Source organism: Pseudoalteromonas sp. CST2, from assembly GCF_028599385.1.
Lineage (GTDB): Bacteria > Pseudomonadota > Gammaproteobacteria > Enterobacterales > Alteromonadaceae > Pseudoalteromonas > Pseudoalteromonas atlantica.
On sequence record NZ_JAQREO010000010.1, the window covers coordinates 90435 to 105719 of the forward strand.

The following is a 15285-nucleotide window of genomic DNA, read 5'->3' on the forward strand; positions in this document are numbered from 1 at the left end:
TTTATTTTACTTAGTTTTCGTAACGCACCAAACGTAAATACACGTCACTGGTTTTAGCATGTAAGCTATTAAGCCCGCTATCAAACTGGTAAACCCATGCTGAGCTCATCGTGCTTACCCCTGAGGTATTACTCCAGTAGTTTTGCAATTTAGTGCCTAAAAACACCTCTTCGTTAATACTTGGCTCGGTGCAGCTGTGCTCTAAAATACTGGCAAGCTCTTTAATATTAGGCACCTGCCAATCGTCGTAATCGGCAGTGGTGTCGTTTTCTGCGCCTCTAAGTGCTTCTTGCCAATTAAGTGACGGAGAAGAGCCTGTACATGTTTCAGTGTCGCTATCGTAAACTTGTCCGTAGCTACAACGTTGCCACATTAGGCCTGTTTCTGTATCTAACACTGTGCCATCCTCATTAAGGGTGAAGCGAGTGGTTGGTGTTGTTGTATCCGCCCCGTCGTAACACGTTTGCGCTGCGGCTAGTTGAAAGCTTGCGCTAAATACAGCCATTGAAAATAGTAAGCATGTTTTCATGATTTTCTCCTATCGGCTTCTGACTAAACGTACATACGCGTATTTTTCTTTCGGGTAGGCTAAGTCATTCCCGTTGCTCATATCGATAATGTACGCTTGCGATAAGCTGGTACCATCGGCTGCAGTTTGCGATGTCCAGTACGGTAAACTCACATCATCTATAGCGCCTGCTTCTGGCATATTTGGAAAAAACGCTTCATCAATTAATACGTTTTCGCCCTGCTTGCCATAATCAATTAAGCTCAACAGCTCAGTGTAAGTTGGTAAGCGCCAATTGGTACCGCCGCAAAAATCTAAGTCGTTCACTTCATTTATATAGGTTTGCACACCACAGCTTGTATCATCTGGGCAGGTGGTATTAGCGGTACTGGTATCGGTAAAGGTTGTCGTGCCTAAATCCCAAAAGTAATGATTTTGGCCATCGCGTAAGGTGGTATTAGGTAATGTACCTGACTCTACACTTTTCACTTCCCATACAAGCCCCGTTACGTTGTCGCGTATACAGGTAAAGTCGTCACTATCATCCGCTACTTCATCAGCAAACTGATTTAGCTTAGTGTAGTCAAACGCAAGGTTACCTTGGCCTGCTTTATCGAGTTGGTTGGCAAAGCTGTCTCGGCCAAGCTCTGCATCTTGACCCGGAAAGTCACTACTTTGGCAATTGATACGCTGGGTATTGTTATAACACTCGCCTAGGCCACTGTCGTTAATTAGCCCTAGTGCTTTTGGTGATACGTCAATAAATACAGTATCGGTGTCAGTGCGCCCTTTAGAATCAGTAACAGTGACTTCAAAGCTCAATGTGGTATCTAAATCAACGTCGGAGGCAAAAAATGTCGTGGTACATTGGCTAGTATTTGCCAGCGTTTCGGCATTGCCTGTTAATTGTTGCCAGCTACATGAAAACGTATCTGTTAGGGTGTCACTTTCACTTGCATCTAAGGTCACTTCCTCAAATTCTTCAACGTTTTGGTCATCTCCGGCATTGGCCACAACCAGCTCGTCTGTTTTATTTAATGTCATACTGTATTCAGTACTTGCCTCGCCGCCCTCGTCGTCGGTAACGCTTAATTGCCATATTAAATTAGTATTTGATTCAAGCAGCGGGTGGCTAAAACTTACCGTAGAGTTGTCAAAGTCGGTTACATCTAAATCAGGGCCTGAAATTAATTGCCACTGATAGCTATTAATTTGGCCATTTTCGTCAGGATCGCTCGACTCTTCAGCACTTAACGTTACGGTGTCGTTATAGGTTGAAGGCAGTGTTTCTGGGGCTGTTTGACTAACAACAGCAAGCGGTAATTGATTACTTGAGGTAATAAATATGCTCACGTTGTCACTAACTAAGCTGCCATTATCTGTTTGATAGCTTACAGATAGTACAAGTTCACTGTCGGCTTTAACATCGGGCGCAGTAATTGTTTGCTCTGCACCTTCAAGCGGGAAGCCGTCCACAGATGGGCCGCTAACGCGCTGCCAAGTAAAGGTACCGTCGGCTGGTGAGCCTTGTGCGGTAATTGTAAACTCTGTTTTTTCTACAACTTGTAGATCGGTTCCGGCATTAACCGAGGTTTCAACAGCAGAGTCTTCACTACCGCCGCCTCCACCGCCACAGGCAGCCAATAAAAAACAAGATATAAGGGGAGTAAAAGCAAACGCTTTCATAAAACGCACCTATAATGTCAAATAATTACTATAGTGTAATCACTAGCAATAAAGGTGCCATTTAGAGTTATACCAATTCACTTAATTAAGTGATCCATTTTGAGGCTGGAAAACGTGTCGCAAAATGATTAAGCATTATTGCGGATTGGTATTACATATACGTATCTTGATGAATACGCACAAACAGCTTAGTGCCTATTTTTGAGTAATCTACTTTGTATTCACGCCCATCAAGCGCCTGAATAAACAACAGCTGTTTTTCTTCACCAAAAATATCAGCGCTACTTACATTAACAATTTCAAGATAACGCTCTTTGGCATCACGCCGGTTTTTAGGTAGATCCTCTTTAAATGGCTCCAAACCATTTTGAGTTACCTTTATACGTGGGTGCTGCTCTGCATTTACAATGACTAGATCAAGCTTTTTATCTTTATGGATGATGGTATTGCGACCACTCTTTATAAAAGATCTTTCTTGGCTCATTATTTTTCCTACTATCGCATTTAGTGTCCAACTTGCGATGCTATAAACCGTTCAGGTGCGCGTTTCCATTTATTTAAATTGGCACTGAACGACCAAATGTCTGTCTCTAATACACTTGCGGGTAACAGTAAGTTATATCCCGTTAACAACTCAAGGTGCTTGGCTCTGTTAGCAAACATAGCTATAAGTCCAGTATAGCTAAATCCTTTAGGTGAGGTGTATTGTGTCTCTTCTATTAACCATTCTGATGGGCAATTGCCATTTTTGCAATGTTTTTGAACAGCTTGCATAAATAAATTACGCTGCTCTATCAGTAGTTTTCCGGCAATGCGTGGGTGTATAGCGCTTAAAAATTCGTCCATATCATTGAGTTTTAAACCTACTGCGTTTAATTCAAGGTGTTCAAGGCCGTCAGCCACCTTAGGAATACCGCTGTGGTGTAAGTTACTAACATGTAACTGCCACTGGCCATACTTATGCTGATACACAAGTAAGGACTCACTAAGCACTAAACTGTAATAAGGTTCCTGTGTTTTTAAAAAACCAATAAAAATAGCAGCTATGCACATGCTTACTAAAAAAATTTCTATTAAGCTAATTTCACCCGGGCGCAGTAAATTAAACAGCATAATAAATACTAAACCTACGCTGCCTACAGTAAGTACTTCAATGCCATTGCGCGCCCCTTGCGCCCTGTATTTTATTATTGAACTTGGCTTACCCATATTGGTAAAAAACCATATAAAATAAAAACATAACAATACCCCAAAGTATTATTTTTCTCATTGTTAAACAGGTTTTACACTGCGGTGGTTGCTTCATCGTTTTATCATAATTTTAGTGTTAAATGGGAACAAGTAATTAGTCTCATAAATTTTTACGCCTAACGCACAAATTTATGAGACACATAACCGCCTTTTCACGGTCTTATTTCGTACAATACTTACAATTTATTTTCAGGTATGAAAACGATGTATTCAAAACAGTCAGGTAAAGCTCTTTTTCCATTTTTAATTACGCTTCTTGTTATTTTAAGTGTGTACTTATATTTGCCATCTAGCCATGGTGAACAATCTAATTCAAGTGATACACCCACACAGGTAATGGCTTATACGGTATCGTCTCAAGAAAACACCGTTATGATTGAAGCCATAGGCAGTGCACGCGCAAACCAAGCAATTTATATAAAAAGCGCACAAAGCGATTATGTTACACACATATATTTTGAAGATGGCGACTTAGTAAGTAAAGGCCAACGCCTTGTGCAGCTGCAAAATCAGCAAGAACAATACGCTGTAAAAGAGCTAGGCATTAACTTAAAAGAAGAAAAACGTCAGTTAAGCCGCCTTACTGAGCTTTCTCGTACGCAATCTACCGCTAAATCATTATTAGAAGAGCAGCTTTCTCGCGTAGATGCCACGCAAGCCCAACTAGAAAGCGCTAAAACCAAACTTGATGAAATGCTAATTACCGCGCCGTTTTCTGGCTTATTAGGCAAACGAGAAGTGTCGGTTGGTGCTTATGTAAGTAGCGATACAATTATTACAACGCTTGATGATATTAGTATTATAAAAGTTGACTTTAAAGTCCCTGAAAAATATTTATCTCAACTTAACCTAGGCATGAAAGTACATACTCAAAACGATGCCTACCCAGGGCGCACTTTTACCGGCAAAGTGACCCATATTAGTTCTCGTATCGACTCGATTACTCGCAGTGTTGAAGTAACCGCAAGCTTTGCTAATAAATCCGGGTTATTGCGCCCTGGTATGCTTTTAAACACCGCTCTGGAGCTTAGTAGTAATCAGGCGCTTATGGTGCCAGAAAAAGCCGTGATCCCACTGCAAGATAAACATTTTATATACCAAGTAAAAGAGGGTATTGCCAATAAGGTAGAAGTACATGTTGCAGGCAGAAATAACGGCTGGGTAGCGATTGATGAAGGCCTTAGCGATGGCGAGCAAGTGATTACCGAAGGCATTATTAAAATTCGCCCTGGTAGCAAAGTAAGTGTTGAGGGTTAATCGGTGAAAATTACAGATACGAGTGTTAAACGCCCTGTTTTTGCCATAGTAATAAACTTACTACTGCTAACATTTGGCTTGGTGGCTTTTTCGATGCTACCACTTAGAGAATACCCAGATATTGAAACCCCTATTGTTAGTATTAGTACTGACTACACTGGTGCTTCGGCAGAAATAGTCGAGACAAAAATAACACAAATATTAGAAAACCGGATATCGGGTATTGAAGGCATTAAAAGTATTAATTCTTCAAGCAGAAATGGGCGCTCTAATATCGTTATTGAGTTTGATATAAGCCGTGATATTGACGCAGCCTCAAACGATGTACGAGAGCGAGTTGCCCGCGCACTAGATAACCTACCAGAGCAAGTACGCCCACCAGAGGTATCTAAGTCAAACAGCGACGAGAGCCCTATAGCCTGGTTTGTACTTAACAGTGAAACCATGAACTCGCTGCAATTGAGCGATTATGCACAGCGCTTTATTGTCGACCGATTAGCCGTTGTAGATGGCGTTTCAAATGTACGTATTGGTGGTGAGCGCCAATACGCCATGAAAATTTGGCTAAACCGCCAAGCCATGGCTGCTCGTGGGATCACTTCAAGTGATATCGAAAACACCCTACGCAGTGAAAACGTAGAGCTACCAGCAGGTGAAATTGAATCTATCGACCGCGATTTTACCGTACGTACAGCGCGTAGCTATAAAGACCAACGTGATTTTCAAAACTTAGTTATTAAACGCGGTGAAGACGGCTACCTTGTGCGTTTAGGTGAAGTTGCCGATGTACATTTAGAAGCCGCCGACGATGAAAGCCTGTTCCGTGGCAACGGCCGTAACATGATTGGCCTTGGCATAGTAAAGCAAGCTAAAGCAAACACCTTAACAGTAGTAGACAACGCCCGCAGTGAACTTGAAAAAATAAAACGTAATTTGCCAGAGGGCACCACTATTCAAGACAGCTACGATTCGTCTATTTTTATTAAAGAATCAATCAACGAAGTATATAGCACGCTTGCCATTTCTATGGGATTAGTAGTGTTAATAATATTTATCTTTTTAGGTAATATTCGCGCTACGCTTATCCCCGCCGTTACTGTGCCTGTAGCACTTGTTGGCAGCTTTATGTTTTTACTTGCCATGGGTTATTCAATCAACTTATTAACCTTACTTGCGCTGGTATTAGCAATTGGTTTGGTCGTAGATGACGCCATTGTGATGCTTGAAAATATTCACCGTCGTATTGAGCTTGGCGAGCCTCCCTTATTAGCAGCCTTTAGAGGTGCCCGCGAAGTAGGCTTTGCAATTATTGCGACAACGCTTGTGCTTATTTCGGTGTTTGTACCTTTAGTATTTATGGATGGCCGAATTGGCGCCTTGTTTACAGAGTTTGCAATGGCTGTAAGTGCCGCGGTGTTTTTCTCTAGTATTACCGCCCTTACCCTCTCGCCGGCGCTGTGCTCTAAAGTTTTAAAAGCGTCAGAAAAAGAAAGTAAATTTAGCCAATGGATGGACCGTGTTTTTAGCAAAGTTGAAAACAGTTACCGCCAATCGCTTACCTCAAATATGACCAAAAAATGGGGCTTAATGATAAGCCTAGTACTTGCTGGTTTTGTTAGCTACTCGTTGTTTTTACAAGTGCCTTCTGAGCTTACGCCAAAAGAAGACCGCGGTACCTTTTTTATTATGATGAGCGGCCCTGAAGGCGCAAGTTATGAAAATAACGCTGCCAACATGGCCAAAATAGAAGGGCGCCTGCTTCCTTACTCAGAAGCTGGCGAATTAAGCCGTGTTTTAGTGCGCGTACCGGGCTGGGGCGGCAGTGGTGGTGTTGCTATCGTTGGCATGGCCGATTGGGATAAGCGCAAGCGTTCTACCTGGGAAGTTATGGACGAAATAAGCGCCAAAATGACCGAAGTAACTGACGTACGTGCCTTTGCTATTATGCGCCGTGGTATTGGCGGTGGTGGCTCTTCTCGCCCGATTGAGTTTGTACTACAAGGTAACGATTACGAGCAACTTGCTGATTGGCGCGACCGCATTATAGAGCGCGCAGAAAAAAATCCAGGCTTGGTAAGAATCGATCACGACTATAAAGAAACCTTTCCACAATTTTTAGTCAGCATAGATAAAAACAAAGCCGCCGATTTAGGTGTATCGGTATCAGATGTAGGTACCACGCTTGAAACCATGTTAGGACAGCGCCGTGTTACCACCTTTATTGACCGTGGTGAAGAATACGATGTAATTTTAAAAGGCACTAAACAAGACTTTACAAACCCTACTGACATTTCAAATATTTACCTTAAATCACGCAGTGGTGAGCTGGTCCCACTAGATAGCCTTATAAGCTTAAAAGAAGAGGCCACAGCATCGCGCTTAAATCGTTATAACCGAATGCGTGCCATCACACTAAGCGCTAACCTTGCGGACGGTTATACACTGGAACAAGCACTTAACTTTTTAAACAAAGTAGCTGCAGAAGAAAACGACATTGACGGCGCTGTAGATTATAAAGGTGAATCACAATTATATTACGAAGGCGCATCGGCCATGACCTATGTATTTGTGCTTGCCCTAACTGTAACCTTTTTAGTTTTAGCAGCGCAATTTGAAAGCTTTATGCACCCGTTTGTCATTATGCTAACGGTACCGCTTGGCCTAATGGGCGCCATGTTTGGCCTATGGGCAACCGGCTTAACGCTTAATATTTATAGCCAAATTGGTATTGTAATGCTGATAGGTTTAAGCGCTAAAAATGGTATTTTAATAGTCGAATTTACCAACCAACTGCGTGATAAAGGCGTAGAATTTAGCGAGGCTATTTTGCAAGCGGCCACTCAGCGCCTGCGCCCAATAATAATGACCTCTCTGACTACGGTAATGAGCGCAGTGCCTTTAGTATTGGCATCAGGCCCAGGCGCAGAGAGCCGCATGGTAATTGGTGTGGTGGTATTTACAGGGGTTATTGTATCAACATTGCTAACGCTTTATGTTGTGCCTGCGGCGTATTATGCCCTAGCCCGCAACACACAGTCGCCAGAGTTCTTACAGCAAAAATTAAATAAGCAAGCCGACTCTCACCCGTTAAAAGACAGCGAAGAAATTTAACTGAGCTTACACTGCGCCGTAACTTGCTGTTACGGCGCATTCAATTTATGCTCGCCTTAATACTGTAACATACATAATTAGGACAACTTATGAGCACATCAACACAACTAGCAACATTTGGTGGAGGCTGTTTTTGGTGTATAGACGCTGCATTCAGACGAGTAAAAGGTGTACTAAACGTAAGCTCAGGTTACACCGGCGGCCATACCGACAACCCCACGTATAAATCGGTCTGCTCTGGTACAACAGGCCATGCTGAGGTTGTGCAACTGGAATTTGACAGCGCTGTAGTGAGTTTTGAAACACTGCTTAGCATGTTTTTTACGTTACACGATGCCACGCAATTAAATCGCCAAGGTAACGATATTGGCACACAGTATAGAAGTGTTGTTTATTACCACAACGATGCGCAATTAAATCAAACCAATGAGACGATAGCCCAGTTACAAAACCATATTAGCGAGCCAATAGTGACAGAGGTTAGCCCTGCTACCACATATTACCCAGCAGAGCATTATCATCAAGATTACTACAACGAAAACCCACAGCAGGGTTACTGTAGTATTTTGATTGCGCCTAAATTACACAAGTTTGAAACTTTATTTAAAGAGTTTTTAGCTGACTAGCTAATTTGCGTTGTTAAAATAATTCTAATACCAATCCGCATAATTAAGTGATCTATTTTGAGGATGGATAAACGTGTTGATAGCAAGGCAAAAATTCACTATTTAGTTGTTCTAAATGAGAATTTTTTAACGCAGATAGCGACACATTTAGCCCCTGAAAATGATTAAGTATTAATGCGAATTGGTATAAATACACATTAAAAAGCCCGATATAAATCGGGCTTTTGTATATTAAAAAACGCTATTAAAACTGATAGCTTGCACCTACAAAAAAGCGGCGCTCTGGGGTGTTGTAGTAATATACTTCACCGCTTATAAAGTCAGCTCTTGAGTCAACCACATTGTAATCTCTGTCAAATAGGTTCTCTACACGCAGCGACAGCTCAATATTATCGTTTACATGATAGTTACCCGCTAGGTTCCAAAGTGTATACGATCCTAGGCGCGTTACTGCCCCCTCGCGATCACTGCGGTATTGCATATCAATGCGAGCATCAAAATCACCAAATTGCTTTGCGAGCTCCCAATTAACAGTCCGCTTGGCAACATTGCGTAGCTCATCGCCGGTTTCTTTGTTTTCGGCACTTAAATATGCAAAATTAAAGTGGCTATCAAACCCTAAAATTTGTTGTGTAAGGCTAAACTCAACCCCTTCATAGCGAGCTTCGTTTATATTAGCTAACGCAAAGTTTTCATCGTAATCAATTTTATCTTCGATGTCGTTTCTAAAAATTGCAAAATCGACTTGTGCACTGTCAAAATTAACATTTACACCAAGCTCGCGGTTTATTGATTTTTCAGGTTGGAGATCTGGATTACCAAAATTTGGGTAGTATAAATCGTTAAATGTTGGCGCTTTAAAACCTGTGCTTTGACTAATTCTAAATGTTGAATTTTCAGATAAATGATAACCAGCCGCCGCAGTATAGGTTGTTTCATCACCAAACTGTTCATCGTCGTCTTGGCGAAGAGTTAAATTGGCAAGCACAGTGTCGGTGTCGTAATAAGCCCCAACAAACACTGCTAATACATCGCGGCTATCCTCATCAAATGCTTGCGAGCTTTGCGATACATCATCGATATACCAATTAACGCCGCCGCTAATATTAAGCGCATTTGTTAAGCGGTATTGGCCGCTGTAATCTACTTGCGAGCGCTTAGTAACAAATGTACTGGTTAATGGCCCGCCGGTAAAAGAGTCCACATATGTGCTGTCAGAATCATCGGTTGCAAAAGCAACATCTATAGCATGAGATTGGTTAGTGTAGTTTTTGCTCCACTGCGCCGACAGTTGATAGTTTTTAAAGTCCCCTCTTTCAACCGTGCTCGTAGCCGGGCTAAAGCTGCTATCGTAGTCCGCGTAGCCTTCGCTGTACTGGCCTAGTAGCTTAAAGTTTCCGTAGTGTGCATCTGTATAGTTTACTTTAAAGCCTACGTTTTTATTTTCATAGCTGTCGTCATCGGGCGCTATACCTTGTAATGCATCAAAACCATCGGTTTTTTCAAAGCCTGCATTAAATGCGCTAACCACTTCATTTGATTTTACTGAACCTGCAAGCTGATAGTTTTGATAAGCGTTAGAGCCAAATGTGGCATCAAGTGATACATTGCTCGCTTCACGCGTTATTATATTAATAACCCCAGCTAATGCATCTGAGCCATACACAGCTGCACGCGAGCCTTTTACGATCTCTATTCGCTCAATACTATTTAGCGGCACGTTACTTAATGCTTTTTGTCCTAGCGTGGCTGAGCCCGTGCGTACACCATCAATTAAAATTAGCGTATCGCCAGAACCTGTACCACGTAAAGACACGCCCGACGTTTGGCCAAAGCCACCATTAGAATTAATTTGAAAACCCACCTGTGTGCTTAGTAAGGTTGGTAAATCGCGTACATTGCTTGCATCTATTTCGGAGCGTTCAATTACATTAACGCTCGCTAAAACATTATTTATTGATTGTTCAAATTTATTAGCGGTAACAGTGATTTTTTCAATTGGGCTTTGTGCAGCAGATACAGAAAAAGACAGCGCAGCCGAGATAGCAACGCCAAGAGTTGTTTTATTTAGCATGATGTTCCCTATCTTTGCCCACCGCAAAGATTTAAGTAAGTAAGATTACTTCAAGGCCGGTCTCCGGACTCAGTAAACACATAAATGCGTTAATACTTTACCGTTGCGGGGGCAGTGTTGGGATTGCTTTTGTCATAAAGGCGCACCAACTTCCCGATTATCTCGCTGTTAGTTTTAATACTTTAAACCCTGTATTTAGCAACCAGCAAGCACCTTGAAAATAGGCGGTTATTGTGAGCAGTTTGTTTACAAATGTCAACGGACGTCTATATAGCTAAAGGTTAAATTATTTATTTTCAGTAAAGCTGGATGTTACGCCGTATAAACTTAAAAGCGCTGTGATTTTAGGTTTTATTTCAGGCGAATTTAAAAGCTTATCCATTTGTTTTACCGTAATTTTACTGCGCGCAGGATTAACTAAAAAATGAGTATCGTATATAGCATCTGGGGTATTACTCTTATAAAGCAGGTTCATATTAAAAATGTTGTTCTTTTTAAAGTATTGATAAGCTATGTTATTTAACACCCCTACATCGGCACGCTTTAATAGCAGCATTTTAACAACGTTAAACTCATCGATTGTTAAACTAACTTGGTGTTCATCACTTAAATACTGTGCATCGGTTTTAAAATCAGCAAAACGATAGGAATACCCCAATACTCCCGCTTTTGTTAAAGCATGTAAGTCATCGAAATAGCTTTGCTTTTGGGCGTTTTGTGCCAGCGTATACAACTCATTTTTAGCAATAACATAAAAGCTCGTTTCCTGTAAGGCACTTCTTGCTACTTCAGGCACCCATTGCATAGCCATTAAAAACAACATGTCGAATTCCCCCCATTCGACCCACTTTTTGAGCCTTTTTACAGGCAAAGAGTTAAGAGTAAATTTATATTCGCTTTGAGAGTCATTGAGTATTTTTACAAACTCAGGCGCTAACCCTTGCTCTTTTTCGGCATTAATAATAATTGGAAAGTAACCGTCCTCTACCAACACATCTACATTTATTGGCTTGGCAAAGCTAAACTTACTGCACGCAATAATAATTATAAAAACAAGAAACTTAAGCATTTAAAGCCTTTAACAGTCGCTATTAAGTAATATTGATATTAAGAATAGCCTAATATACGCAACTGCGTGATAAGCAGATTTAATAATGCATTTAAATAACGTTAAAAGAATATGGAATAACAGTAGAGTAATTTTACGTAGGTAAAAGGGGTTTAGGCTTGCGAGTAAGTAAAGGCTGTAATTAGGGCGGGGTAAAATGTGTGGCTAATATATTCAATAACCACACATTTAAATTTTCACTTTAAAATACTAAAGACACTTAGCTAATTAATCGCGAAAGTTTTTAAACTGGAAAGGCTGACCTAAATCTGCAGTGCGAACGACTTGCATAGCGGCTTGTAAATCGTCACGCTTTTTACCCGTTACACGTACTTCTTCACCTTGAATAGCAGCTTGTACTTTTACTTTTGAGTCTTTAATGGCTTTAACTACTTTTTTAGCCATGTCTTTCTCAATGCCTTGTTTAAGTGCAACATTACGAAACACGTTTTTACCAGCACGAGTGATGTCTTGCAGCTCCAAGCTTGCTACGTCCATACCACGCTTAGAAATTTTTCCTGCTAAAATATCAAACAATTGCATAACTTGTGAGTCAGCTTCAGCTTTTAGTTTAATTGTTTTGTCGTTTAGCTCAATTGATGCGTCAACACCTCTAAAGTCAAAGCGCGTTTCTAGCTCACGGTTTGCGTTATCTACTGCATTTTTAGCTTCGTTCATTTCTACTTCTGATACGATATCAAATGAAGGCATTGGGTTCTCCTAACTATTAAATCTAAATTTATGCGCCGATTATAACGCTAAAATTATAAATCTTTACATTTTTCTGCCACTTGTTCAGGTGCGATACTAATTTAGTTTGATATACTGCAGCCTCTTTTTTAAGCGGTTTTAGGATTTATCGTGACAAGGCGTGTTTACCAAGCAGTTTTTTTGATTAGTATTGTGGTGTTTACCCTCTTATTTGCCAAAGAAATAAAAGGCGGCGTTACGAACTTATTTCCACATGTTGATAAAGTTGCCCACTTTGGGATATTTTTTATACTTGCCATCATTATGGATAAAGCCTTTAAGTTACCGCTGTACACGCAAGTACTCTTGCTTGCGGGCTACGGTGCAGCAATAGAAATAATGCAAGATGCGCTTCCCTACAGGCAGGCCTCGTTAGGTGATTTTGTTGCTGATTTTGCCGGTGCGGCCACGTACTTTTTACTAAGAACCATTTTTACTCCTCGAAAAAAGAACCCTTATGGCTAATATTCTTATTATTGGCGACGGCGCTATTGGTTTATTGCTAAGCCATTTTTTATCTAAAGCTCACACTGTTCATGTGTTAACACGCAAAGCCACTGCAAATACACGCTTTTATTGCAAAGCAAAACAGCCTTCGCAAAAAATTAATGCGCGGTTTATTACGCTTAAGCAAATTAATGAACAGCCCGCGTTTGATATTGTTATTTTTGCTGTAAAGGCTTTTCAGGTTCAATCGGCCTTTACGCAAGTTAAACCCTTTTTATCGCCAAGTAGTGTACTTATTGTATCGCACAACGGAATGGGTAATGTTGAAACGCTCAATGAGCAACTCGATAAGCGACAAGCGTTGTACTTTTTAACCACCAGCATGGCTGGCTTTAAAACAAACGACTTTATAGTACAGCACACCGGTGAAGGTAAAAGCGTATTAGGTGCCTGCAACCCTTGCGCGCGCAGTTATCGCCAAACAATGTGTGAGCAATTGCAAAACGTGCCGCAGCTTAGCTACACTACTAATATTGAGCAGCTACGATTTGAAAAACTATTAGTAAATATTGCCATTAACCCATTAAGCGCATTGTATGATATTAAAAATGGTCAGTTACGTGCCCCTTATTTTAATAGCATTATCTTTAATTTATTAACTGAGGCATGCCAAATAGCCCAGGCTTTAAAGCTTGATATTAAGCTGGCTGATGCACTTAACAACGCTTATAACGTAATGATGCTAACCGCTGAAAACTACTCTTCAATGCATCAAGACGTAGCGCATAACCGACAAACCGAAATAGACGCCATTTGTGGCTATATTAGCCAACAAGGTAAGCGATTAAATATCAGCACCCCGCTAAACGATGCTCTACTTGCTAAAATTAAGGCAAAAAAAAGCGTGGTATAAACCACGCTCTAAATTACGGTTAACCTTTACGGGCGGTAAACTTTTACACCCGTAAAGCCTGCTTCATGAAGAATAAGCGCCTGTAACTGGCTCATAACCCCTCTTTCACAATACAGGTAGTAATCCTTATCTTTTGGCAGATCACCAAATTTAGTCGCTAAGCGGAAAAACGGTAAATGCACTACATCTATACCGTCAATCTCAAGCGGCGCTGCATCCTCTTCCTCTGGTGAGCGAATATCAACAACCACTGCACCCGCTGGTAAATCAACTACCGACTCAGCTTCTTTAAGTTCTTGCTTAGCTTCTACGTCTATATCACGCACATCCATAATGCGAGCGTTTTCAACAACAGTATTAAGCACATCAAAGTCGAACTTTTCTTCTTCGGCTTTAATAACGTCAAGTTTAGCTTTAACCGTTGGCTTTTTAGATATTACGCCGCAGTACTCAGGCATGGTTTCGGCCATTTCTGCGGTGCCAATTTTACGGGCAATATTAATAATTTCTTGTTTGTCGTGCTGAATAAGTGGGCGCAAAATCAGGGTTTCTGTTACGCGGTCAATCACACTTAAATTAGCTAAGGTTTGGCTAGAAACCTGACCTATACTCTCACCAGTTACCAAGGCTTGAATATTTAATTTTTCGGCTACTTGGCTGCCAGCACGCATCATCATGCGTTTTAGCACAACACCCATTTGGCTGTTTTCAACGTTCTCTAAAATTTCGGCAACAACCGGTTCAAAATCAACCGTGATAAATTTAACTTTATGAGTAGAGCTAAATTTTTTCCATAAATAGTAGCTGGCTTGCTTAACACCAATTTCGTGTGCTGCGCCACCTAAATTAAAGAATAAAAAATGTGTGCGAGCGCCCTTACGGATCATCTGATAACTTGCTACACCAGAGTCAAAGCCGCCTGACATTAACGAAAGCACGTCTTCTTGTGTTGGCAGTGGAAAGCCTGCCATACCTAGGTGAGTTTGCGTAACTATGTAGGCTTTATCGTCTTTTACTTCTAAGCGAATAGTTACTTCTGGGCGGCTTAACTTAACGCGAGCGCCTTCAACGTGCTGGTTTAAACCACCACCCACGTAACGCTCTAAATCGGTAGAAGTAAAGTCGTGTTGACCAATACGCTTTGCGCGTACACAAAACGTTTTACCAACAATAGTGTGCCCTACTAGGTCTATGGTTTTTTTATAGATATCGTCAAGCGTTGTGAAGTCAGTTTCGGTCACTTCAATAAATTGCACAATACCAGGAATGCGCTGCAAGCTATCGATAAAATCTAGGCGTGTTTGTGCATCATCAAGCTTAGTTACAACAGAAATATTATCCCAGTTGTTTCTTACTTGTACTTTTTCGTCAACACGGCGCAATACAATTTTAATGTTATTTTCTAACACTTTAGTAAAGCGTTTACGTACCGAACGGCTTTTAATGGCAATTTCAGGATGTAGTTTGACGATAAATTTAAGCATAGTTCACTCTTAGACTGCGGGAATTCGCGCTCCCAGGCATTGGGCGCGCGATTATAGCAAAAATTTTTGC

13 protein-coding genes and 1 riboswitch are annotated in these 15285 nt (G+C 41.0%); of the genes, 5 read left to right on the forward strand and 8 right to left on the reverse strand.

Going from position 1 to position 15285, the window contains the following annotated elements:
- Positions 1-10: 10 nt before the first annotated feature.
- The 4 genes from PSH41_RS13595 to PSH41_RS13610 all read right to left on the reverse strand — a co-directional run bounded on the left by PSH41_RS13595 (position 11) and on the right by PSH41_RS13610 (position 3403).
- Positions 11-529 carry an Lcl C-terminal domain-containing protein gene (locus tag PSH41_RS13595; protein WP_273589274.1) on the reverse strand — a complete coding sequence of 173 codons (519 nt, stop codon included), beginning with the start codon at positions 527-529 and terminating at the stop codon, positions 11-13.
- Positions 530-538: 9 nt separating this feature from the next.
- The gene (locus PSH41_RS13600; protein WP_273589273.1) at positions 539-2194 is read right to left on the reverse strand and encodes an Lcl C-terminal domain-containing protein; all 1656 of its coding nucleotides are present in this window, start codon (positions 2192-2194) and stop codon (positions 539-541) included.
- 151 nt (positions 2195-2345) lie between these two features.
- Complete coding sequence (locus PSH41_RS13605) at positions 2346-2678, reverse strand: hypothetical protein (RefSeq protein WP_024034321.1); 333 nt, start codon at positions 2676-2678, stop codon at positions 2346-2348.
- A gap of 20 nt (positions 2679-2698) precedes the next feature.
- Positions 2699-3403, reverse strand: coding sequence for a DUF2982 domain-containing protein (locus PSH41_RS13610; RefSeq protein WP_273589272.1), 705 nt, complete (start codon positions 3401-3403; stop codon positions 2699-2701).
- A gap of 246 nt (positions 3404-3649) precedes the next feature.
- On the opposite strand from PSH41_RS13610, the gene PSH41_RS13615 reads away from it, so the two are divergent.
- From PSH41_RS13615 to msrA, 3 genes are all read left to right on the forward strand, one after another.
- Positions 3650-4702, forward strand: coding sequence for an efflux RND transporter periplasmic adaptor subunit (locus PSH41_RS13615; RefSeq protein ID WP_273589271.1), 1053 nt, complete (start codon positions 3650-3652; stop codon positions 4700-4702).
- 3 nt (positions 4703-4705) lie between these two features.
- Positions 4706-7813, forward strand: a complete 3108-nt coding sequence (locus PSH41_RS13620; RefSeq protein WP_273589270.1) for an efflux RND transporter permease subunit — start codon at positions 4706-4708, stop codon at positions 7811-7813.
- 89 nt (positions 7814-7902) lie between these two features.
- Entirely contained in the window at positions 7903-8439 is a 537-nt protein-coding gene (msrA, locus tag PSH41_RS13625; protein ID WP_273589269.1) for a peptide-methionine (S)-S-oxide reductase MsrA, read from the forward strand.
- A 244-nt stretch (positions 8440-8683) separates the two neighbouring features.
- Here the strand turns inward: msrA and PSH41_RS13630 are convergent, their stop codons facing one another.
- The 3 genes from PSH41_RS13630 to PSH41_RS13640 form a co-directional block, all read right to left on the reverse strand.
- The gene (locus tag PSH41_RS13630) at positions 8684-10513 is read right to left on the reverse strand and encodes a TonB-dependent receptor domain-containing protein (RefSeq protein WP_273589268.1); all 1830 of its coding nucleotides are present in this window, start codon (positions 10511-10513) and stop codon (positions 8684-8686) included.
- A gap of 49 nt (positions 10514-10562) precedes the next feature.
- A riboswitch (cobalamin riboswitch) is annotated at positions 10563-10732 on the reverse strand.
- Positions 10733-10799: 67 nt separating this feature from the next.
- Positions 10800-11582, reverse strand: coding sequence for an ABC transporter substrate-binding protein (locus PSH41_RS13635; RefSeq protein ID WP_273589267.1), 783 nt, complete (start codon positions 11580-11582; stop codon positions 10800-10802).
- A 267-nt stretch (positions 11583-11849) separates the two neighbouring features.
- Positions 11850-12332 carry a YajQ family cyclic di-GMP-binding protein gene (locus PSH41_RS13640; RefSeq protein ID WP_004588518.1) on the reverse strand — a complete coding sequence of 161 codons (483 nt, stop codon included), beginning with the start codon at positions 12330-12332 and terminating at the stop codon, positions 11850-11852.
- 150 nt (positions 12333-12482) lie between these two features.
- On the opposite strand from PSH41_RS13640, the gene PSH41_RS13645 reads away from it, so the two are divergent.
- Positions 12483-12836: a VanZ family protein gene (locus PSH41_RS13645; RefSeq protein WP_004588519.1), complete on the forward strand. Its 354-nt coding sequence runs from the start codon at positions 12483-12485 to the stop codon at positions 12834-12836.
- A complete protein-coding gene (locus PSH41_RS13650; RefSeq protein WP_273589266.1) occupies positions 12829-13731 on the forward strand; it encodes a ketopantoate reductase family protein in 903 nt (300 codons plus the stop codon). The genes PSH41_RS13645 and PSH41_RS13650 overlap by 8 nt, the downstream gene beginning before the upstream one ends.
- Positions 13732-13757: 26 nt before the next feature.
- On the opposite strand, the gene thiI is transcribed toward PSH41_RS13650, so the two are convergent.
- Positions 13758-15215 carry a tRNA uracil 4-sulfurtransferase ThiI gene (gene thiI, locus PSH41_RS13655; RefSeq protein WP_004588521.1) on the reverse strand — a complete coding sequence of 486 codons (1458 nt, stop codon included), beginning with the start codon at positions 15213-15215 and terminating at the stop codon, positions 13758-13760.
- Between the last annotated feature and the right edge of the window lie 70 nt (positions 15216-15285).